The following is a 21583-nucleotide window of genomic DNA, read 5'->3' as shown; positions in this document are numbered from 1 at the left end:
CAGGGCTCATCGGGGACCATGTGGGCGAGACGACGGATGTGAGGGAGGTCCCGATGCCCCTGTTCAAGAAGCGCCCGGACGGCAAGCCCGGCGAGTGGTACTACTGCCTGAAGCACGGAACGGTCGAGGAGGGCCCGGAGTGCCGTGCCGCGGACCGCCTGGGGCCGTACGGCACGCGCGAGGAGGCGTCGCACGCGATGGAGACGGCCCGCGAGCGCAACGAGGAGTGGCGGCAGGACCCGCGCTGGAACGACGATGTCGACGACGCCGCGGGTAGCGGCGGTGGCGGCGCCAAGGGGGAGTGAGCGAACCGGTCCCGGGGCGCCGCCGCAGGCCCCCGGGACCGCACCGCGGCGCTACGCCGCCTCCGCCACCGCCCCCGCCGCCTTCTGCTTGCGCATCCGCACCGCGTGCTCGTCCGTCCGCTGGTCGTAGGCCATGAGCTTCGGCAGCGACAGCGCCAGCAGGCCCACGGACGCCACGCACGCCAGACCGCCCGCCCACACGGACGTGCGGACGCCCGTCAAGGACGCCATGCCGCCCGCGCGCACCTGGCCCAGCTGCGGACCCACCGAGTACGAGAGCATCTCGATGCCGGCCAGACGGCCCCGCAGCGCGTCCGGGATCGTCTGGTCCCAGATCGCCGAACGGAACAGGCCGCTGACCATGTCGCAGCCGCCCGCCACGGCCAGGAACAGCAGCACCAGCCACACGTTCCCCAGCCAGCCCGCGACGGCCATCGCCGCGCCCCAGCCCAGGGCCGCGTAGACCACCATCCGGCCGTGCCGGTGCACCCGCGACACCCAGCCGCTGGTCAGGCTCACCGCCATGGATCCCACCGCGCCCGCCGCGTACATCAGGCCCAGCGCCCACGGGGCGTCCAGGTCGTCGGCCAGGAACGGGAAGATCGCGGTCGGGAAGGCGAACAGCATCGCCGCCATGTCGATCGCGTACGTGCCGAGCAGCTCCTTGCGGCTCCACGCGTAGCGCGCGCCCTCCAGGATCCCGCGCAGCGACGGCTTGTCCGCCTCGTGCGCGGCGGGGGAGGGGGCCAGCCCGAGCAGCAGCAGCGCGGAGACCGCGTACGAGACGACGTCCAGCGCGTACGCCCACTGCAGGCCCGCGTAGGCGGTGATCACACCGGCCAGCGACGGGCCCGCGATGGCGCCGATCTGCCAGCGGATCGAGTTCAGCGCGACCGCCGCCGGCAGCTGTTCGTGCGCGACGATGCGCGGCACGATCGCCTGCAGCGCCGGCCGCTGGAGCCCGCTCAGCGCGCTGACCAGACCCGCCACCACGTACAGCGGCCAGATCATCGGGTGCGGCAGGAGGGTGTTGAGCAGCAGCATCGCCGAGAGGACGCCGAGCCCGGCCTCCGTCCACAGGATCAGCTTCCGCCGGTCGAGCGCGTCGGCGAGCGCCCCGCCGTACAGCCCGAAGACCACCAGCGGAACCAGCTCCACCGCCCCGACCGCACCGACCGCGAGCGCGGAGCCGGTCAGCTCCTTGAGCTGCAGGGGCACCGCGATGAAGGTCAGGAACGTACCGAAGACCGTGACCAGACCCGCCACCCACATGCGGCGGAAGTCACGGGAGGCGCGCCACGGCGCCAGATCGGGCAGCAGGGCGCGGAGCCGTCCGGAGGAGGCGGAGGCGGGGACAGGGGAGGAGGGAGGGGGGTCTTGCGCAGTCACGGGAGACCATGGTCCATAAGCGGAAGATCAGGAGCAAACGCTTTTTCGAATGCGGACTTCCGTATTCAGCCCCGCCCGGGCCTACCAGCGCGGCGGAGGCGGCGCCGTCAGCTGGTCCGCCAGCCGCGCCAGCCGGTCACGGAACCGCTGCCGCCCGCCGCGCGGCGCGGGCAACCCGTTCTCCCCGGCCGCCGCGCTGACCAGATGCTGCACCGTGTCCAGATCGAGCTCCGTCGTCGTCGAGACACAGGACGCGGGCGGGGCCGGCGGCGCGGGCACGGCCAGCCGGTCGTGCGCGAGCGCCGACATCTCGGAGACCGCGTCCTCCGGGGCACCGTCCAGGGACAGCACGGTCGCCCCGCCGCGGCGGGCGTCGTGCACCCGCTCCAGCAACCCCTCGCCCGGCTCGTCCGCCGTCACCACCAGCAGCGTCTCGCCCCGGCGCGCCGCCTCCAGCCGCCCGAGCCCGACCGACAGATGGGCGGGCACGCCCGCCGGAACCCGGTGCCGCACGAGCGTCGGCGACAGCTCCGGCAACCCCGACCAGGCGGCCTCGTCATCCAGATGCGCCGCCAAGTGCCACGGCTCGTACGCCTCGGTCCCCACCAGCAGCAACCCCCCGTGCCGCCGCGCCACCGACGCGCGCAGCGCCCCGGCGAACCGGCGCGTGTCCTGCAACCACTCGGTCCCGGCGAGCACTTCCCGCAACAGCGCGACCCGTACGGCGTCCATACGTCCGCATGGTTCCGTAAGTTGCGGAGTGGGCGGGGAAGTTACGGGGGTTCTCACCCATATGGGCGGGGGCGGCGCTTCGTCCGGATCCGGCGTCGTTCACTCACACGTGCGATGTGGGTTCGAAGGTGACTTGTACGGGGCTTGTCCGCCCTAGCCTCCGTTGATACGGACGAGGTACGGGAAGGGGCGGGGAACCGTGAACGACAGTGTGCTCTCCCAGCCGCCGATGACGTGGCGGCTCTGCGGGAACCAGGTCAAGCTGTGGCGCATGGGGGCGGGCGTCACGCGCGAGGAACTGGGGCGCGAGGCGGGCTACGGGGAGGAGACGGTCAAGTCGATGGAACAGGGGCGTCGGAAGCCGACGCCGCGGCTGCTGGAAGTGGCTGACCAGATGTGCGGGGCACGGGGGAAGCTGATCGCGGCGGGGGACTATCTGCAGCCGGATCGCGTGGTCCCCTACGCCCGGGAATACGTGATGTACGAAGCGGAGGCGATTGCCCTCCATTCCTACGAACCGCTGCTCATTCCGGGCTTGCTCCAGACGGAAGAGACAATGCGCGCGCTGTTCAACGGGCACTGGCCGCCCATGGCGGATTCGGCGGTCGAGGAGCTGGTCCAGACGCGGCTGGCTCGCCAGGAACTCCTGAAGAAGACGACGACGGCCTTCACCTTTGCCATTGGTGAACCCGCTCTACGCAACACGCTCGGCTGCCCCGAGGCGCACAAACGTCAGCTCCTGCACCTGCTTGAGGCTGCCACCCAGCGGAACGTCGTCATCCAGGTTCTGTTCTTCGACCGGGTTCACCCGGGCCTTGATGGCCCGTTCGTCCTGGTGGAGACACCCCAGCACGAGCACTTCACCTACGAAGAGGGGCAGACGAGCAGCACGTTCCACTCGAACGCCGAGAAGGTCAGTGCTGTCGTCAAGCGCCATGCCATGATCGCTCAATGTGCCCTCAGCCCCGAGGAAACCGAAAGATTCATCAAGGAGTTGGCGGAGGAGTTGTGAGTTGTGAGCTCGCATGGATCAAGTCCAGTTACAGCGGTGGTGCGGGTGGCAACTGCGTTGAAGTTGCCGCCCGCCCCCGTACCGTGGCCATAAGGGACTCAAAGCACCCGGAGGGGCACGGGATAGCCGTCCCGGCGACCGCTTGGGCCCACTTCGTGGGCTTCGCGGCCGGGGCCGCGTCCGCGGGCTGAGATCCGTGGGTCGGGTGCGGGTCAGGGCAGGCTGGCAGCGGGGGGAGGGGTGGGGGGCTCGGGTTCGGTTGGTTGGCTGTGCGGCCGGTGGGGTGTTGGCCGCCGTACTCCTGCCGTCACGGATGCAGGCGCGTAAGGAGACCTTGCGCATAGGCCTTGGCTGAGGGGGAGCGGGCTGCTGCCGCGATGTGGCTGGGTCCGGTGGGGGCGCTTCGCTCAGCTTGCGTACGTGGTGGTTGCTCGTCCGGCTGCGGGTTGGTGGGGGTGGCGGCTGTTTGTGGACGGATATCCACCGGCCCGGCCTGGAGCAGCGGGTGGATAAGTGGCCTGGGATGGCAGTTGGCCGCCTCAGTGGTCCCGGCAGGGACCTGCTGTCTCAGGAGTGTTCACGCAGGGGCGGTTGGTCCGCTGCTGCGGCGGATAAGTGGCCCGGGGTGGCGGCTGAGTGCCTCAGCTGTCCCGGCAGGCCGCCTCTTTCACAAGTACCCCCACTCAGGGGTCAGCCGCCCGCTCGGCCACGATGGTGGCGAGCTGAGCGAAGCGCCCACGACGGCAGGAACCACATCGCGGCAGCTGCCAGCTCCCCCTCAGCCACAACCGGAGGGATCGGTCTCCTTACGCGCGTGCATCCGTGACGGCGCGAGTACGGCGGCCCACCCCCCACCGGCCGCACAGTTCGCCCACCGAACCCCCGCCCCCCACCCCTCCCCCTGCTGCCAGCCTGTCTTGACGTCGGCCCACCCCCCACCGGCAAGTCGCCGTCAAACCCCCACGCCTTACGTGCCCTTGGCGCAGCGCCCCATCCCACCCCCGCCCCATCCCACCCCCGCCCCGCCCCGCTCCACCCACCCTGCCGCAGTTTCGCGGGCGGCAGAACGTTTAACAGGCCCCCGACCGGCTCCGCGCTTCTACGCTGAACGCGTGACCAGCCGAGCCTTGAAGTCAGCAGCCTCCGCCTCCGGGTCTGCGCCCGCCCGCGTCATCCCCATCCCCGACCCGATCCCCAACCCCGTCCCCACCCCCACCCCCACCCCCATCCCCCTCCGCCCCGCCCGGGAGCCCCTCTGGCGGGACGTCGTGGGGGACGTTCTGCGTCGTGAGCGGCTTGCTCAGAAGCGGACGCTGAAGGACGTGGCCGAGGCCGGGCGGATTTCGATGCCGTATCTCTCCGAGGTGGAGCGCGGGCGCAAGGAGGCCTCTTCCGAAGTGCTCGCGGCCGCCGCTCAGGCGCTCGGACTCAGCCTGGCCGAGCTCCTCGCCCTGGTGCAGGCGGAGCTCATCCGTCTGGCGAGCCGTACGCACGTCCACGTCCGGCCGGTCGTCAGGCAGGCGGCGGCGCCGCAGTCGGCCCCCCGGCACAACGAAGTGCGCCTCGCGGCCTGACCGCAGCCTCGGCCCTCGGGGGACCGGCAGGCGGCCGCCCACCCCCGTAGCGCGGCCGCCTGCCCCCGGCACGGCCCTCAGGCGGCGGTCGCGAGCGCCCTGCGGCTGAGGACCGCGTCGGCGAGGCCGTACGCCACGGCCTCCTGCGCGGTGAAGACCTTGTCGCGGTCCATGTCGGCGCGGAGGGCCGCGACGTCGTGGCCGGTGTGCCGGGACAGGACCTCTTCGACCTCGCTGCGGATGCGCAGCATCTCCTTGGCCTGGAGGGTGAGGTCCGAGACGGTCCCCTGTTGGCCGCGGCTCGCCGGCTGCCCCAGCAGTATCCGCGCGTGTTCGAGGACGAAGCGCCGTCCCGGGTCGCCGCCGGCGAGGAGGACCGCCGCGGTCGAGGCGGCCTGTCCGACGCAGAACGTGGAGATCGGGGCGCGGACGAAGGTCATCGTGTCGTAGATGGCCATGAGGGAAGTGAAGGATCCGCCGGGGGAGTTGATGTAGAGGGCGATCTCCGTGTCCGGGCCGGACGATTCGAGGTGCAGCAGCTGGGCGATGACGACGTTGGCGACGCCGTCGTCGATCTCCGTGCCGAGGAAGATGATGCGTTCGGAGAGCAGCCGGCTGAAGACGTCGTAGGCCCGCTCCCCGTTCGGGGTGCGCTCGACCACGGTCGGAATGGTGTACTGGCTCATGTCGTCAGAGTCCGATCCGTCGCTTCGTGCCGGCCGGGCGGACGTCCTCCAGGGACTCCACGACGCGGTCGATCATGCCGTAGTCCTTCGCCTGCTGCGCCGTGAACCACCGGTCGCGGTCGCCGTCGCGGGAGACGGTCTCCTCGGACTGGCCGGTGTGCTCGGCGGTGATGCGCTCGACGGCCTTCTTGGTGAACTCGAGGTTCTCGGCCTGGATGGCGATGTCGGCGGCGGTGCCGCCGATTCCGGCCGACGGCTGGTGCATCATGATCCGCGCGTTCGGGAGGGCGTAGCGCTTGCCCGGCGCCCCGACGGTGAGGAGGAACTGCCCCATGCTGGCGGCGAATCCCATGGCGAGGGTGGAGACGTCGTTGGGGATCAGCCGCATCGTGTCGTAGATCGCCAGCCCGGCCGTGACGGAGCCGCCGGGGCTGTTGATGTAGAGGGTGATGTCGGTGCGGGGGTCCTCGGCGGAGAGGAGGAGCAGCTGGGCGCAGACGCGGTTGGCGGAGGCCTCGTTGACTTCGGTGCCGAGGAAGACGATGCGCTGCATGAGGAGCAGCGAGGCGAGGTGGTCGTCGAAGCGGGTCGGGGACGCTTCGCCGTCGGCGGCGCGCGGTTCGAGAACGAGTGGTGACGGGGACATGGAGCCCTCCTTGGCCGGTGGTGGCGTGTTCCACCACTCTCCGGCCGCCCGCGCCCTCACATCAGCCTTCTCTGCCCCCGGCAGATTCGCCGAGGGCAGAGTGAGGGCAGAGCAGCGGGCCCACGAACCTGGCCCGTACCGCTACGCAGCCCGGTCCGGCTACGCAGCCCGGTCCGGCTACGCCACCCGGTCCGGGGCCGGCGCCCGGTCCGCGTCGCAGGCGTCGCCTGCGTCGCCGGACGCGACCACCCGCGACGGTTCCGCCCCGTCGCGGTCCAGCGCGCCGGACACCACCGCGCACAGCAGGCCCGCCGCCGCCAGGGCCGCGCCCACCAGCGTGGGGGACGTCCAGCCCCAGCCCGCCGCGATGGCGACGCCGCCGAGCCATGCGCCGCCCGCGTTCGCGAGGTTGAACGCCGAGTGGTTGGAGGCGGCGGCGAGCGTCGGGGCGGCCTTGGCCTTGTTCATGATCAGCATCTGGAGGGGGGTGCTGGTCATGGAGCCGGCGGCGCCCAGCAGGACGACGGTCACCAGTGCCGCCCACTTCACGTGCACCGTGAAGTCGAAGACGACGAGGACCGCCGCGAGGCCGGCCAGGGCTCCGTAGAGCGTGGGGCGCAGGGCGCGGTCGGTGAGGGGGCCGGCCGCCAGGACGCCCAGGGTCATGCCGATGCCGAAGAGCGCCAGCACGAACGTGACCGAGGTTTCGGAGAAGCCGGTGACCTCCACGGCCATCGCGGAGAGGTAGCTGTAGACGGCGAAGACGCCCGCGAAGCCGAAGACCGTGGTCAGCAGGCCCAGCAGTACCTGGCGGCCGCCCAGGGCCCGCAGCTCCTTGCCCAGGCCCGCGCCCTGCTCGGGCGGCAGCTGAGGGATCAGCCGGGCGAGCGCGGCCATCGCCGCGACGCCGATCGCGGCCACGACGAGGAACGTCGCGCGCCACCCCAGGTGCTGTCCCAGGAGCGTGGCCGCGGGGACGCCGATGATGTTGGCGACCGTCAGGCCGAGGAACATCATGGCGACGGCCCGGGCCTGCCGTCCCTCGCCCGCGAGGCGGGCGGCGACCACGGAGCCCACGCCGAAGAACGCGCCGTGCGGCAGCCCGGCCAGGACCCGGCCTGCGATGAGCGTTCCGAAGGAGGGGGCGATCGCGGAGGCCAGGTTCCCGGCCGTGAAGACCGCCATGAGCAGGATGAGCATCCGCTTGCGGGGGATGCGCGAGCCGAGGGCGGTGAGCAGCGGGGCACCGGCGACGACGCCGAGGGCGTAGGCGGAGACCAGGTAGCCGGCGGTGGGGACGGAGGTCCCCAGGTCGTCGGCGACGTTGGGCAGGAGGCCCATCATCACGAACTCGGTCGTCCCTATGCCGAAGGCGGAGACGGCAAGCGCCAGCAGAGCCAGGGGCATGAGGAGGGGGCCTTTCGGACGGGCGTGCGGGGCAAGCCGTCCAGCCTACGGGATGGCCCCGAGGTGGCCCCGACGGTAGCCGCTCCCCAGTCGTACGAGTCGCACGAGTCGCACGAGTCGCGCGAGTCGCGCGAGTCGTACGAGTCGTACGGGCGCCGCAGGTCAGATCTTGACCCGTGCCGCCACCGGCAGGTGGTCGCTCTTCGTCGCCGGCAGCGTCCACGCCGAGACCGGGTCCATGCCGCGCACCATGATCTGGTCGATCCGGGCCATGGGGAGGCTCGCCGGCCAGCTGAAGCCGAAGCCGTCACCCGCGGCGCCCTGGGCGGAGCGCAGCTGGGAGGTGATGGGGGCCAGGGAGCGGTCGTTCATGGTGCCGTTGAGGTCGCCGAGGAGGATGACGCGCTTCTCGGGCTCCTGCGCGAGGGCCTGGCCGAGCGCCTCGGCGCTGCGGTCGCGCTGCCCGGCGGTGAAGCCCGCGTTGAACTTCACGCGCACCGACGGCATGTGGGCGACGTAGACGGCGACGGGGCCCTGGGGGGTGCGGACGGTGGCGCGCAGGGCGCGCACCCAGCCGAGCCGGATGTCGACGGGCTGGACCAGCTCCAGGGGGTACTTGCTCCATATGCCGACCGTGCCCTGCACGGAGTGGTGCTTGTACGTGCCGGCCAGCGCCTTCTCGTAGCGCGAGGCGTTGGTGAGCTCCTCCAGGGCCACCACGTCGGCCCCGGAGGCGGCGACGGCCCGGGCCGTGGCGGCGGGGTCGGGGTTCTCGGCGTTGACGTTGTGGGTGGCCACCGTGAAGTTGCCGCCCTTGCCGGTCTTGTCGCTGAGCAGGCCGCCGAAGAGGTTCACCCAGGTGACCACGGGGAGCAGCAGTGCGATCAGCGCGGTCGCGGAGCGGCGCACGATCGCCAGGACGAGCAGGACGGGGATGCCCAGGCCGAGCCAGGGCAGGAAGGTCTCGGTCAGGCTGCCGAGGTTGCCGACCCGGTTGGGCAGCTGGGTGTGCAGGAGCATCAGCAGGCCGAGCAGGACCGCGAGGGTGGCGAGGACGAGGCCGCGCCGCCACACGTCGCGGTCCCGCCACCGGTCCATGAGGCGCCGGGCCCCGGATCCGGTCCCCTCCGGACCGGCTCCGTCTCGGCCCGTCTCCTGCATGTACGCCTGCGCCATCCGTCGTCCTCAACTCTTCATCCGCTGCGGCCCCGCCCACCAGACGATAGGTGATCACCCGGTGAGTGCGGCATGCGCCGCTTCCGCTTCCGACGTGGCACCCCTGAAGGGGGTGTCGGTGGGAAGGACGACGTCCCGGCGGACCGGGGTTCCGGGCCGGGGGCCTGTCGGGGCGTGCTGTGACACAACGGGCATATTCGCTGCCGTCCGGGGCCGTCCGGGGCCGTCCGCGGGGCCGTCCGGGGCGTACGGGCGGCTGCCGGGTCCCGTACGGAGGCGCGCCCGGCCGTCAGCGGGGGCGCCCGGCCCTCAGCGGGGGCGTACGCCGTCCAGGACCGCGTCGACGATCTTCCCGGGGAGGTCCTCCGGCAGCTCCGCCCGCTCGTGGAACATGGCCCGCGAGAGCATGGGGCTGACGATGAGGTCGCCCATCAGCTCGACGTCCAGGTCGGAGCGGATCTCACCGGCGGCCATGCCGCGCCGCAGGACGGCGTGGACCGCCTCGCGGCGGGCCGTGACGACCTTCTCGTGGTACTCCTGCCAGAGCCCGGGGTGGGCCTTGATCTGGGTGAGGACCGTGCGCAGGACGGCGGAGGAGCGCTTGGCCAGCCCGCGCCGGCGCAGCGTCTCCAGCAGCGTCACCAGGTCGTCCCGTACGGACTCCCCGGCGAGCTCGGGAGCGGCGTGCTCCAGGGAGCGCATGACGTCGAGCATCAGCGCCTCCTTGCCGGGCCAGCGGCGGTAGACCGTGGCCTTGCCGACGCCGGCCTCGCGCGCGATGCGCTCCATCGACAGCTCGCCGAGCGTCACGCCGTCTTCGAGCAGGCGCAGGACGGTCTCGACGACGGCCGTGTCGAGGGCGGCGTTGCGGGGGCGGCCGCGGCGCTCGGGCGCGGCGGCCGCCTGGGGGTGGGTCATGCGCCTGCCTCCGCCTGTTCCTTCCGGCCGTCCGGGTGCGCGGCGCCGGGCGCCTTACGGGCGGCCCCGCGCTTGGGGAGGAAGAGCGCGACGACGGCCGCGCCGACCAGGGCCGTGGCGCTGGCGCCGATGAGCGTGACGTGCATGGCGTGGATGAAGGCGTCGTGCGCGGGGCCGACGAGTGCCCTGCCCTCCGGGCCGAGCGTCCTGGCGACGGCCAGGGTGGCCTCGACAGACTCTCCCGCCGCGTGCCGCGCCTCGTCCGTCAGGCCGGGGAGGCCGGCGATCCGGCCGGAGATGTCGTCGCGGTAGGTGGTGGACAGGACGGAGCCGAGCACGGCGATGCCCAGCGAGGCGCCGACCTGCCGGAAGGTGTTGTTCACGGCGGAGCCCGAGCCGGCCCTCTCGCGCGGCAGCGACTGCATGATCGAGACGGTGGCGGGCGGCATGATGTGCGCCATCGAGGCGCCCTGGAAGAACAGCAGCACCTCCAGCACCCAGACCGGGGTGTCCCGGTCCAGCAGCAGGAAACCGGCCATCGTCGCGGAGACCATCACCATGCCGCCGGTGCACACGATGCGCACGCCGAGCTTCTCGACGACGCGGCGGACGCGCACGGCGAAGAACATGTGGGCGGCCGCGAGCGGCAGCATCAGCAGCCCGCTCTGCAGCGGGGAGAAGCCGCGCACGCTCTGGGTGTAGAAGACGGTCATGAACGTGACGCCCATCAGCGCGAAGAAGACCAGCGCGATGGAGGAGACGGCGGCGGAGAAGGCCGGGTCGCGGAACCAGCGCACGTCGAGCGAGGGGTGGTCCGAGCGCCGCTCGTGCAGGACGAAGAGGATCAGGACGAGCAGGCCGGTGCCGGCCGTGCCGAAGACCTCGGGGTCGGTGAAGTCCGCCAGCTGGCCGCCCTTGATGATGCCGTAGACCAGCAGGACCAGGCCCACGACCGAGAGCACCACACCGACCGGGTCGAGGCGGCCGGGCCGCGGGTCCTTGGAGTCGGGGACGAGCACGGACATCGCGATCAGGGCGGTGATCACGATGGGGACGTTGACCAGGAAGACCGAGCCCCACCAGAAGTGCTCCAGGAGGATGCCGCCGGTGATCGGCCCTATGGCCACGGCGAGGCCCACGGCGCCCGCCCAGATGCCGATGGCCTTGGGCTGCTCCTCGCGCTCGAAGACGTTCATGATGATCGCGAGGGTCGCGGGCATCACGAACGCGCCGCCGAAGCCCATGACCGCGCGGAAGGCGATGAGCTCGGTGGGCGAGCCGGAGAAGGCGGAGAGCACGGAGCCGGCGCCGAAGACGACCATGCCCGCGAGCAGGACCTTCTTGCGGCCGAGCCGGTCGCCCAGCAGGCCGGCGGTGAACAGTATCCCGGCGAAGACCAGCGTGTAGGAGTTGACGGCCCACTCCAGCTGGCTCTGGGTGGCGCCGAGACCGACGGGCGCGGGGGTGGCGATCGTCTTCATCGCCACGTTCAGGATCGAGTTGTCCAGTACGACGATGAGCAGGCTGAACAGCAGGACGGCCAGGATCGCCCAGCGCCTGCGGTGCACCGCCTCCGGGACCTTCCGGGGCGGTGCGGCGCCCGGGGCGCCGGAGGGAGCGGGTGTCATGCCCGCCAGCCTAGATCCTTTCCGATACGAACCCGTCTCGTATTGGAAAAGCTTTACCCCGGTCCGACGAACGGGTGTGCGCGGGGGTCCCTTCCCCGCCCGCAGCGCGCGTGTCAGCATGGAGGGGATCCGGGGACGCCGTCAGGGCGCCTCGAGACGACATCAACACAGGAGCACACCGCCATGACGACGACGCATGCCTCGAACACCCCCGAGAGCAGCCGCGACCCCAAGGCGCTGTACGGGGGCAAGGGATCCCGGCGTATCACCGTCCGCGACATCGCCGCCGCCAAGGTGCGCGGCGAGAAGTGGCCCATGCTCACCGCGTACGACGCGATGACCGCCTCCGTCTTCGACGAGGCCGGCATCCCCGTCCTGCTCGTCGGCGACTCGATGGGCAACTGTCATCTCGGCTACGAGTCCACCGTGCCCGTCACCATGGACGAGATAGCCGTCCTCTCCGCCGCCGTCGTCCGCGGCACCAAGCGCGCCCTGATCGTCGCCGACCTGCCCTTCGGCTCCTACCAGGAGGGCCCGGTCCAGGCGCTGCGCAGCGCCACGCGGCTGATCAAGGAGACCGGCGCGAGCGCGGTCAAGCTGGAGGGCGGCGAGCGATCCGCCGAGCAGATCAAGCTGCTGGTCGACGCCGGCATCCCGGTGATGGCCCACATCGGCCTCACCCCCCAGTCCGTCAACGCCTTCGGCGGCTACCCCGTGCAGGGCCGCGGCGAGGAGGCCGCGCAGCAGCTGCTGCGCGACGCCAAGGCCGTGCAGGACGCGGGCGCCTTCTCCGTCGTCCTCGAGCTCGTCCCGGCCGAGCTGGCCGCCGAGGTCACCCGCACGCTGCACATCCCGACCGTCGGCATCGGCGCGGGCTCGCAGTGCGACGCGCAGGTGCTCGTGTGGACGGACATGGCCGGCATGACGTCCGGCCGGGTGCCGCGCTTCGTCAAGCAGTACGCGCAGCTGCGGGAGGTCCTCGGCGGGGCGGCGCGCGCCTTCGCGGAGGACGTGGTGGACGGCGCGTACCCGGCCGAGGAGCACGCCTTCCACTAGGCGCGGAGCCCGGAGCCCGGAGCCCGGAGCCCAGGCGTGGAGCCGGGCGCCTAGGGTGCCGACAAGGCACCGACACCGTGTTCGCAGGTCACCGACGCTTCTGTCGGTGACCTGTCGGTGCGTTGTCAGTGGCTGCTGGCACTGTGGTGGGCATGACGCGAAACGACACCTCACGGGGGGCGGACAGCGGCGGGAACGCCGTCGAGGTCCGCGGCCTCGTCAAGCACTTCGGAGACACCAAGGCGCTCAACGGCGTCGATCTCGACGTACGCGAGGGCACCGTCCTCGGCGTGCTCGGGCCCAACGGCGCCGGCAAGACCACCCTCGTGCGCTGCCTGTCCACGCTGCTCCGGCCGGACGCGGGCACCGCCCGCGTCGCGGGGTACGACGTGGTGGCCCAGCCCCGGCAGCTGCGCCGCGTGATCGGCCTGACCGGCCAGTACGCCTCGGTGGACGAGAAGCTGTCCGGCTTCGAGAACCTGTACATGATCGGCCGGCTGCTGGACCTCTCCCGCAAGGACGCCCGCCGCCGCGGCGAGGAGATGCTGGAGCGCTTCTCCCTCACCGAGGCCGCCAAGCGCCCCGCCGGGCAGTACTCCGGCGGCATGCGCCGCAGGCTGGACCTCGCCGCCTCCATGATCGGCCGGCCGGCCGTGCTGTACCTGGACGAACCCACCACCGGCCTCGACCCCCGCACCCGCAACGAGGTGTGGGAGGAGGTCCAGCGGATGGTCGCCGAGGGCGCCACCGTCCTGCTCACCACGCAGTACATGGAGGAGGCCGAGCAGCTCGCCCACGAGCTCACCGTCATCGACCGCGGCCAGGTCATCGCGGGCGGCCGGGTGGACGAGCTGAAGGCGAAGGTCGGCGGGCGCACCCTGCAGATCCGCCCGGCGGACCGTGCCGAGGTGCCCCGCATGGTCGGCGCGCTGGCCCAGGCCCAGCTGGACGGCATCGCCGGCGCCACCGCCGACGAGGCCGAGGGCGTCGTCAACGTCCCCATCATCAGCGACGAGCAGCTCACCGCCGTCGTCGCCCTGCTGGGCTCGCGCGGCTTCGCGATCTCCGGCATCTCCACCCACCTGCCGAGCCTCGACGAGGTCTTCCTCGCCGTCACCGGCCAGAAGGCGTCCGTCCCGCAGCAGGACGCCGCCGACACCGACGCACTCCAGGAGGTCGCCGCATGAGCGCGGCTACACTCAGCGCGCCCGCGGCGGCGCCCGCCCACGAGGGCCGCATCGGCCTGCGGGCCAACCTGCGGCACATCGGCGCCCTCGCGCGCCGCAACATGCTGCAGATCAAGGCGGACCCGGAGTCGATGTTCGACGCCGTGATCATGCCGATCATCTTCATCCTGCTCTTCACCTACGTCTTCGGCGGCTCGATGGCCGGCAAGGGCCACGAACAGGAGTACCTCAACTACCTGGTGCCCGGCCTGATGGCCATGCAGGGCATGAACATCGCCATGGCCGTCGGCACCGGCGTCAACGACGACTTCAAGAAGGGGGTGATGGACCGCTTCCGCACCATGCCGATAGCCCGGTCCTCCGTCCTCATCGCGAAGATCGTGGTCGAGATCGGCCGGATGCTCATTGCCACCGCCATCCTGCTGGGCATGGGCTTCGCCCTCGGCCTGTCCATCACGACGACCCCGCTGCACCTGCTGGCCGCAGTGGCCCTGTCCGTGGTGTTCGGCGCCTCGCTGATGTGGGTCTTCATCCTGCTGGGCCTCTCCCTGAAGACCCCGCAGGCCGTTCAGGGCATTGCGATGCTCGTCCTGATGCCGCTGCAGTTCGGCAGCTCGATCTTCGCGCCGACCGCGAAGATGCCCGGCTGGCTGGAGAGCTTCACCGAGTACAACCCGCTGTCCAACCTCGCCGACGCCGCGCGGCACCTGATGCGCGGCGGGCCCGTCGCCCACTCGGTGTGGATGACGCTGGCCTGGGCCGTCGCCATCACCCTCGTGACCGCGCCGCTGGCCGTCTCGAAGTTCCGCAAGAAGACCTGAGCCGGTCCCGTGTCCGCGTCATACGAGGGCGGTGGCCTCCTCCAGGGTGAGGCCGCCGCCCTCGGCGTACGCGCGCTCGTACGCACCGTCGCCGAGCACCTCCCGCACCCCGGCCTCCGTGTGCTCGTACACCTCGCGCTCCACCGACGCCACCGGGAAGTCGGCCGGGCGCAGGCCTTCGGCGGCGCCGAGCAGCCGGGCCGCGAGCAGCGCGTGCTCCTCGCGGGCCGCCGGCTCCGCGTGCTCCCCGCCGGCGCAGGCCCGCTCCCCGCCGGCCAGCCCGGCGTAGGCGAAGGCGGCGAACAGCAGGTGCGTCACCGGCAGCTGCGGCACCGCCAGTGTCGACAGCGGGTCCCCGGCCATCGACAGGGCCTTGCGCAGCCTCGGCAGGGCCTCCGCCGGCCGGCCCTCCAGCGTGTCCAGCCAGGCCATCTGACCGCACATCAGGCTCTCGAACATCACCACCGAGCGGATGCCGAAGTCCGACATCAGCTCCTCGAAGATCTCCCGGGCCTCGGCCGTCCGCCCGGCGCGGGCCACCCGCACCCCGAGCTGCAGCCTGCCGAAGATCGCGGCGTCCGTATTGCCCTGCTCCGCCTCCGCGATGGCGTCGCGGAGCATCTGCTCGCCCTCCTCGTCACCGACCGCCCCCGCCTCCACCAGCGCCCCGGCGAGCCGGGCGCGCAGCGCCGGCAGCTGCCCGGCCGAGCCGAGCTCACGGACCTGCTCGACGGCCTCCCGGTAGTCCTCGGCCGCCAGGCCGAACTGCCCGCGCCGCTCGTGCACCTCGCCCAGGCCCGTCAGGCCCTCCGCCACGCCCCAGGAGTCCCCGAGCCGCCGGAAGATCCGTACGCTTTCCTCCGCATCCGCGGTGGCCTGGTCCAGCCCGCCGGGCTGGTCGTTGAATATCTTCGAGCGCAGCTGCAGCGCGTGTCCGAGCTCCCATGCGTAACCCAGCTCGCGGCAGCGCGCGACCATCGTGTCCAGGGTCCTGTAGAGCGCCTCGAAATCGCCGGTCATGAGGATCGCGAAGAAGACGATGAAGCCCGGTACGCGGCAGGTCTGCGGCTGCCCGTCGGCGTAGGCCGCGGAGATGTGGCGCAGTCTGCGCTGCGTCTCCGGCGCGTGGATGACGGCCATGTCCGTGATGCTGATCAGCCGCGCCAGGTGCACCCCGCGCCGCGCCTCCGCCAGCACCTCGGGCGCCATCGGCGGCGGCTGCTCGGTGCACGACACGTACAGCGGCGCGACCGGGGGGAGCGGCTCGGCGAACGGGTCGGGGCCCATCGCGCCCACCAGCTCCGCCCAGTGGGCGGCGTCCGCGCGGTGGTCCCTGAGCTGCCAGAACCAGCCCATGGACAGGACCAGGCACAGCGCCTCCTGCTCGTCCTGCGCCGCGACGGCGCGCCGCAGGGCGGTGCGCAGGTTGTCGTGCTCCAGCTCCAGCCGCTCCAGCCAGACGCCCTGGGCCGGGCCGCGCAGCAGCGGGTCCGCGGTGCGGGCCAGTTCGCGGTAGGCCACCAGGTGGCGGCGCTCGGCGCCCGCCCGCTCGCCCGCCTCGTCCAGCCGCTCGGCGGCGTACTCCCCGACGGTCTCCAGCAGCCGGTAGCGCATCTCGCCGCCGGCCGCGGGCTCGGCGACCACCAGCGACTTGTCGACGAGCGAACCGAGGAGGGCGGCGACGTCCCGGGCTCCGACGGCGCCGGATGCGGGCGTGGTGCCGGTGCCGGTGCCAGTGCCAGTGCCGGTGCCGGTGCCGGTGCCGGTGCCGGTGCCGGTGCCGCCTGTGTCCGGTCCGTCGGAACACACTTCCTCCGCGGCCGTGAGGTCGCAGCCGCCGGAGAAGACCGACAGGCGGCGCAGCACGGCACGCTCGGGCTCATCCAGCAGGTCCCACGACCAGTCGACGACGGCGCGCAGCGTCTGCTGGCGCGGCAGGACGGTGCGGCTGCCGGAGGTCAGCAGCCGGAAGCGGTCGTCCAGGCGGTCGGCCAGGGTGCGCGGGCCGAGCAGCCGCAGCCGGGCCGCGGCGAGCTCGATGGCCAGCGGCAGCCCGTCCAGGCGCCGGCAGATCTCGGCACACGCCTCCGGATCGTCCTCGATGCGGAAGCCCGGGCGGGCCGCGGCGCCGCGGTCGGCGAGCAGCCGCAGGGCGACCGTGTCGGGCAGCGGCTCCACGGGCCGCACCGCTTCGCCGGGCACGCCGAGCGGCTCGCGGCTGGTGGCGAGCACGGTGACGCCCGGGCAGTGGGCGAGGAGCGTCTCGGCGAGGCGGGCCGCGGCGTCGACGACGTGCTCGCAGTTGTCGAGGACGAGCAGCATGCGGCGCGGCGCGCAGTGCTCGGCGAGGCGCGCCAGCGGGTCCGTCGCGGAGGCGTCACCGGCGGCCCGCAGCCCGTCGGCGGTCGTGCGCACCACGGTCTCGCGGCCGCCGAGCGCGGTCAGCACCGCCTCGGGCACGGTGGCCGGATCGTCGACGGGCGCGAGCTCGGCGAACCACACGCCGTCGCTCCACCCGCCCCCGCCCCCGTCCCCGGCAGTGGCCTCGGCGGCCTCCAGCGACAGCCGCGTCTTCCCGGCACCCCCGGGCCCGAGCAGCGTCACCAGGCGGTGCGCACGCAGATCACCCCCGATGGCCGCGATGTCGTCCTCCCGCCCGACGAACGAGGTGAGCCGGGCCCGGAGGTTGCCGGGCGGGGGCAGGGGAGTGCCGGGGGGCGGCGCGGGTGCGCCTCCGGCGGGGTCGTCGGCGAGGTTGCCGGGCTTCGGCGCGGCGGGCGGGTACGGGCGGTCGTGCGGCGCCACGGCGTTGCCCGGAGTGGCCCCGCCGTGCGGTGCCGTGGTGCCGTGCTCGGCGGTGCCGGGCAGCGGGTGGGGCGTGCCCTGCGGCGTCGCGGCGGTGCCGTGCGCGGCGGGGCGGTCCGGCGGGTAGGGCGCGTGCCGGGGGCCCGCGGCGCCGTCCGGCGCGGAGCCGCCCTGTGCCTCCTGCGCGTAGGGCGTGCCATGGAGCGGTGCGGCGGCGTGCCGGGCCCCGGGCGGCGTGGCCCGGTCCGGGTTCAGGAGTTCCGCGTGGAGGGCGCGGAGTTCCGGGCCCGGGTCCGTGCCCAGGCGCGTGGAGAGGTCGTTCGCGATGTCCGCGTACGCGGCGAGCGCCTCCGCCGGGCGCCCCGCCGCCCGCAGGGCGCGCAGCCGCACGGCGTGCAGGGGTTCGTCCAGCGGGTGCTCCTCGCACAGCGCGGCGAGCTCCGGAAGGATCTGCTCCGCCCGGCCGAGGGCGACCGCGGCGGCCAGCTGCGTGCGGCGGGCGTCCAGGCGGCGCGCCTCGTAGCGGACGGCGAGGACCGCCCGGCCCGGGAGGTCGGCGAGGACGGGCCCGCGCCACAGGGCGAGGCCGGTGCCGAGCAGGTCCGCGGCCTTGGCGGGGTCGCCGTCGGCGAGGGCACGCGCGCCTTCCTCCGCGAGCTGCTGGAAGCGGTGCAGGTCGACGTCCTCGGGCGCGGCGCAGAGCCGGTAGCCGCCGGCCGCCGAGGCGACGGCGTCGTGCCCGACGGCCCGCCGGAGCCGGCCCACGAGGGCCTGCAGGGCGCCCGCCGCGTCGGCGGGCGGCTCGTCGCCCCAGACCTCGCCGATCAGCGCCTCGGCGGTGCGGACGCGCCCCGGGTGGAGGGCGAGCGCGGCGAGCAGGGCGCGCAGCCGGGCGCCGCCGAGGGCGGCGGGCCGGCCGTTGCCGGAGTGGGCCTGGGTGGTGCCGAGGATGCCGTAGCGCACGGCCCCATTCTCTCCCGGGCCCGTACCGGCCGGGTTACGGCCCGGAGGGGCGGAGGAAGTACCGTCACCCGGTACGTCCGCCGCAGCCGCCCGCCCGGGCGGCCCGGCGGGGCCGCCGACCTCACAGGAGCAGAAGCCATGCCGACAGCGACCCGCGGCGAACGGCGCGTGAGTCCCGTCTTCCTCGCCCTCGTCGCCATCATGGGCGTCTCCATATGGGCGGTGTGGACGGACTTCTCGGCGAGCCCCGGCTTCGCCGTCTTCCTCTTCGTCGTCTCCGGCTGGGTCGTCTCGCTGTGCCTGCACGAGTACGCGCACGCGCGCACCGCCCTGCACGGCGGCGACCTCACGGTGGGCGCCAAGGGCTATCTGACGCTCGACCCGCTGAAGTACACGCACGCGATGCTGAGCATCGTCCTGCCCGTCATCTTCGTGATCATGGGCGGGATCGGCCTGCCCGGCGGCGCGGTCTTCATCGAGCGGCACCGCATCCGCGGCCGCTGGAAGCACAGCATGATCTCGGCCGCGGGCCCGCTGACGAACGCCGCGTTCGCCGTGGTGGTCACCGCCCCGTTCTGGCTCGGCACGATGGACGGCGTCCCGGACCACTTCCGCTACGCGCTCGGCTTCATGGCCCAGCTCCAGGTGACCGCCGCGATCCTCAACTTCCTGCCGGTGCCGGGCCTGGACGGGTACGGGGTGCTCGAGCCGTGGCTGTCGTACAAGGTGCGCCGCCAGGTCGAGCCGTTCGCCCCGTTCGGGATACTGGCCGTCTTCGGCTTCCTGTGGATCCCCGAGGTCAACCACGCGTTCTTCGACATGATCGACGCGGTGCTGCGGTTCCTCGACGTGACGGCGTGGGACACCTACTGGGGCCAGGAGTTGTTCCGCTTCTGGCAGGGCACCCCGGACGTCCCGCCGCTGTCGGGCATCGTCCTCTGATCCGAGGCACGCGAAAGCCCCAGGCCCCCCCGTGTGGGCCCGGGGCTGGTCTCACGCCGCGCTCACGCCCCGCTCACGCCGCGTCCCAGGTGACCGGGAGGCTGTGCACCCCGTAGATGTTCGAGTGGGAGCGCAGCGGCACCTCCTCGGCCGGGACGGCCAGGCGCAGGGTCGGGAACCGCTCGAAGAGCGCCGGCAGGGCGACCCGCATCTCGACGCGGGCCAGCTGCTGCCCCAGGCACTGGTGGATGCCGTGGCCGAAGCCCAGGTGCCCGGTGGCCTTGCGGCGCAGGTCGAGGGCGTCGGGGCGGCCGGGGAACCGGAGCGGGTCGCGGTTGGCGGCCTCGAAGGAGAGGGTGACGCTCTCACCGGCCTTGATCAGGTGGCCGTCCAGCTCTACGTCCTCCAAGGCCGTCTTGAGGCCGGTGTGAGCGATGGTCAGGTAGCGCATCAGCTCCTCGACCGCCTGGTCGGCGAGGTCCGGGTCGCTGCGCAGCGCGGCGAGCTGATCCGGGTTCTGCAGGAGGGCGAAGGTGCCGTGGGCGATCATGTTGGCGGTGGTGTCGAGGCCTGCGCCCAGCAGCAGGCTGCCGAGGCCCGCGAGTTCCTCGTCGGTGAGGTCGCTCGTGGTCAGATCGCCGAGTACGTCGTCGGTGGGCTCGGCCCGCTTGGCCAGCACCAGCGTGTGCAGGTACTCCTGCAGCCCGGTCGTGGCGGCGTACCTCTCCTCCTCCGAGGCGCTCATGTCGGTCAGCGTCAGCGAGAACCGCTGGAAGAGCTCGCGGTCGGCGTAGGGCACGCCGAGGAGCTCACAGATCATCAGCGCGGGGATCGGCTGGGCGAAGGCCTCCACCAGGTCGGCGGACGGGCCCCGGCGCTCCATGGCGTCCAGGTGCTCGGCGGTGATCTGCTCGACGCGTTCGGTGAGGGCCCGCATCCGGCGGACGGTGAACTTACCGGCGAGCAGCTTCCGGTAGCGGGTGTGCTCGGGGGCGTCCATCCCCGTCATGTCCCCCACGGGCGCCGGGGGCATGCCGCCTTGGGGCAGGCCGGGCAAGTCGACCGGGAAATGCATGAGCTCGTACCGCGAGCTGAAGCGGGAGTCGCCCAGGATCGCGCGGACCGTGGCGTGGCCGGTGGCGAGCCAGCCCAGGTGGCCGTCCGGGTAGCGCATCCGTATCAGCGGCTGCTGATCGCGCAGTCCGGCCAGCTGGGCGGGCGGGTCGAAGGGGCAGCCCGCGGGGCGGGTGGTCGGCAGTGCTGCCAGGGGCTCGGAGGTGTCGAAGGCAGGCATGGCTGTGTCCCGTTCTCGTGGCGGTGGAAAGGGGCCTGGTGGAGAAACCCTGTGCGGCGCGCCGCGCCGTGACGTCAGCATGGCACCTTTGTGGCGCCATTCACAAGAGGGGGTGGCGCAACCGAAGGTGGCGTACCGAAAAGGGAGCCCCAGGCCGGGGACGGCCTGGGGCTCGGGGGATGGAACTGTGGCGGGGTGGGACGAGGGCGGCGCCGGGGTCAGGAGAGTGCGTCCTCGCTCGTGGACACCCAGTACGTGACGCGCAGCGCGTCGTCGATGTGCACACCCTTGGCGGGGAGGGCGGCCTTGGCCATCTTGTCGCTGCCCTGGAAGCCGACTTCGAGGCTGCGCGCCGTGTAGCCCTCGCCGCCGCTGCCGTCGCCCGCGGAGAGGATCACGCTCGCGTAGCCCTCCCCGCCCGGCGGCAGGGAGGTGACCGCCTGCGGCTTGGTGTTCTCCATGACCGGCGGGACGGACTGGGCGCCCTCGAACTTCACGACGGGGTATCCCTTCAAGTCGCACATCTTGGAGCCCGTGTTGGTGACGGTGAGTAGCATGTGGTTGAGGGGGCGGGAGAGCGGTACGGCGACGACCTTGGTGTTGGCGGCGGTGCAGGGCACGCGGTTCTCCGGGGCGTACGGGTCGCGCGTCGCGCCGGTTCGCTGCGCGCCGTGCGGAGTGGCTCCGGTCGGCCCGCCCTTCTCCGCGCCCGGCTTGCCCTGGGACGCCTGTCCCGCCTGCGGGGACTTCGAGGAATCCGAGGACTTCGAGGACTCCGAGGGCAGGGCGGTCGCGCCCGGCACGGAAGGCTGCGAGGAGGCGGCACCCTCCTTGCGGACGCCCTCGCCCTCCCCGCTTCCGCTGCACGCCGCCAGCGAGAGCGTGGCGAGCGCGACGGCCGCCAGGCCCGCGGTGGCGAACGGACGGGGGTGGGGGTGGGCTCGGCGGGCGGAGGCGCGCATGGCTGGTCTCTTTCTTCGCGGGTGGGCAGCGGAGTGCCGTTCGACCGGATTGCGGGAGCGGCGTGCTTGGATGGCGAAAG

Annotated in this window: 19 protein-coding genes; 8 read left to right on the top strand and 11 right to left on the bottom strand. The window is 72.8% G+C overall.

Annotated features, from left to right (window positions below; genetic code table 11):
- Positions 1 to 53 precede the first annotated feature (53 nt).
- Complete coding sequence (locus FGW37_RS09480) at positions 54 to 305, top strand: hypothetical protein (RefSeq protein ID WP_179080669.1); 252 nt, start codon at positions 54 to 56, stop codon at positions 303 to 305.
- 51 nt (positions 306 to 356) lie between these two features.
- On the opposite strand, the gene FGW37_RS09475 is transcribed toward FGW37_RS09480, so the two are convergent.
- Together FGW37_RS09475 and FGW37_RS09470 are read right to left on the bottom strand one after the other, a co-directional pair.
- A complete protein-coding gene (locus FGW37_RS09475; RefSeq protein ID WP_179080668.1) occupies positions 357 to 1694 on the bottom strand; it encodes an MFS transporter in 1338 nt (445 codons plus the stop codon).
- 81 nt (positions 1695 to 1775) lie between these two features.
- Complete coding sequence (locus FGW37_RS09470) at positions 1776 to 2426, bottom strand: hypothetical protein (protein WP_179080667.1); 651 nt, start codon at positions 2424 to 2426, stop codon at positions 1776 to 1778.
- A 199-nt stretch (positions 2427 to 2625) separates the two neighbouring features.
- On the opposite strand from FGW37_RS09470, the gene FGW37_RS09465 reads away from it, so the two are divergent.
- The 3 genes from FGW37_RS09465 (at position 2626) to FGW37_RS09455 (ending at position 5012) form a co-directional block, all read left to right on the top strand.
- Positions 2626 to 3438, top strand: a complete 813-nt coding sequence (locus FGW37_RS09465) for a helix-turn-helix domain-containing protein (RefSeq protein ID WP_343067076.1) — start codon at positions 2626 to 2628, stop codon at positions 3436 to 3438.
- Positions 3378 to 3629 (top strand): DUF397 domain-containing protein, encoded by a 252-nt coding sequence (locus tag FGW37_RS09460; protein WP_179080666.1) that lies wholly within the window; start codon positions 3378 to 3380, stop codon positions 3627 to 3629. The genes FGW37_RS09465 and FGW37_RS09460 overlap by 61 nt, the downstream gene beginning before the upstream one ends.
- Before the next feature lie 999 nt (positions 3630 to 4628).
- Positions 4629 to 5012, top strand: a complete 384-nt coding sequence (locus FGW37_RS09455) for a helix-turn-helix domain-containing protein (RefSeq protein WP_246430752.1) — start codon at positions 4629 to 4631, stop codon at positions 5010 to 5012.
- A 77-nt stretch (positions 5013 to 5089) separates the two neighbouring features.
- On the opposite strand, the gene FGW37_RS09450 is transcribed toward FGW37_RS09455, so the two are convergent.
- The 6 genes from FGW37_RS09450 to FGW37_RS09425 form a co-directional block, all read right to left on the bottom strand.
- Positions 5090 to 5698: a ClpP family protease gene (locus FGW37_RS09450; RefSeq protein WP_179080665.1), complete on the bottom strand. Its 609-nt coding sequence runs from the start codon at positions 5696 to 5698 to the stop codon at positions 5090 to 5092.
- A 4-nt stretch (positions 5699 to 5702) separates the two neighbouring features.
- A complete protein-coding gene (locus tag FGW37_RS09445) occupies positions 5703 to 6344 on the bottom strand; it encodes a ClpP family protease (RefSeq protein ID WP_179080664.1) in 642 nt (213 codons plus the stop codon).
- A gap of 177 nt (positions 6345 to 6521) precedes the next feature.
- Positions 6522 to 7751 (bottom strand): MFS transporter, encoded by a 1230-nt coding sequence (locus FGW37_RS09440; protein ID WP_179080663.1) that lies wholly within the window; start codon positions 7749 to 7751, stop codon positions 6522 to 6524.
- A gap of 162 nt (positions 7752 to 7913) precedes the next feature.
- A complete protein-coding gene (locus tag FGW37_RS09435) occupies positions 7914 to 8849 on the bottom strand; it encodes an endonuclease/exonuclease/phosphatase family protein (protein WP_425506641.1) in 936 nt (311 codons plus the stop codon).
- A gap of 387 nt (positions 8850 to 9236) precedes the next feature.
- Complete coding sequence (locus tag FGW37_RS09430; RefSeq protein ID WP_179080661.1) at positions 9237 to 9845, bottom strand: TetR/AcrR family transcriptional regulator; 609 nt, start codon at positions 9843 to 9845, stop codon at positions 9237 to 9239.
- Positions 9842 to 11473 (bottom strand): MFS transporter, encoded by a 1632-nt coding sequence (locus FGW37_RS09425; RefSeq protein WP_179080660.1) that lies wholly within the window; start codon positions 11471 to 11473, stop codon positions 9842 to 9844. Before FGW37_RS09425 ends, FGW37_RS09430 begins: the two co-directional genes overlap by 4 nt.
- A gap of 183 nt (positions 11474 to 11656) precedes the next feature.
- On the opposite strand from FGW37_RS09425, the gene panB reads away from it, so the two are divergent.
- The 3 genes from panB to FGW37_RS09410 all read left to right on the top strand — a co-directional run bounded on the left by panB (position 11657) and on the right by FGW37_RS09410 (position 14537).
- A complete protein-coding gene (gene panB, locus FGW37_RS09420; protein ID WP_179080659.1) occupies positions 11657 to 12529 on the top strand; it encodes a 3-methyl-2-oxobutanoate hydroxymethyltransferase in 873 nt (290 codons plus the stop codon).
- A 152-nt stretch (positions 12530 to 12681) separates the two neighbouring features.
- A complete protein-coding gene (locus FGW37_RS09415) occupies positions 12682 to 13716 on the top strand; it encodes an ATP-binding cassette domain-containing protein (protein ID WP_179080658.1) in 1035 nt (344 codons plus the stop codon).
- Positions 13713 to 14537, top strand: coding sequence for an ABC transporter permease (locus FGW37_RS09410; RefSeq protein WP_179080657.1), 825 nt, complete (start codon positions 13713 to 13715; stop codon positions 14535 to 14537). Before FGW37_RS09415 ends, FGW37_RS09410 begins: the two co-directional genes overlap by 4 nt.
- Before the next feature lie 18 nt (positions 14538 to 14555).
- Here the strand turns inward: FGW37_RS09410 and FGW37_RS09405 are convergent, their stop codons facing one another.
- A complete protein-coding gene (locus FGW37_RS09405) occupies positions 14556 to 18305 on the bottom strand; it encodes an AfsR/SARP family transcriptional regulator (RefSeq protein WP_179080656.1) in 3750 nt (1249 codons plus the stop codon).
- A 138-nt stretch (positions 18306 to 18443) separates the two neighbouring features.
- On the opposite strand from FGW37_RS09405, the gene FGW37_RS09400 reads away from it, so the two are divergent.
- On the top strand, positions 18444 to 19247 hold the full coding sequence (locus FGW37_RS09400; protein WP_179080655.1) for a site-2 protease family protein: 804 nt from the start codon (positions 18444 to 18446) through the stop codon (positions 19245 to 19247).
- Positions 19248 to 19320: 73 nt separating this feature from the next.
- Here the strand turns inward: FGW37_RS09400 and FGW37_RS09395 are convergent, their stop codons facing one another.
- Positions 19321 to 20541 carry a cytochrome P450 gene (locus FGW37_RS09395; protein ID WP_179080654.1) on the bottom strand — a complete coding sequence of 407 codons (1221 nt, stop codon included), beginning with the start codon at positions 20539 to 20541 and terminating at the stop codon, positions 19321 to 19323.
- A 218-nt stretch (positions 20542 to 20759) separates the two neighbouring features.
- Entirely contained in the window at positions 20760 to 21503 is a 744-nt protein-coding gene (locus FGW37_RS09390) for a DUF4232 domain-containing protein (protein WP_179080653.1), read from the bottom strand.
- Positions 21504 to 21583 lie beyond the last annotated feature (80 nt).

The sequence above is a fragment of the Streptomyces rectiverticillatus genome (assembly GCF_013394065.1).
Classification (GTDB): Bacteria; Actinomycetota; Actinomycetes; order Streptomycetales; family Streptomycetaceae; genus Streptomyces; species Streptomyces rectiverticillatus.
The sequence above is the reverse complement of the archived record's forward strand: the minus strand, read 5'-3'. Positions and strand labels throughout refer to the sequence as shown.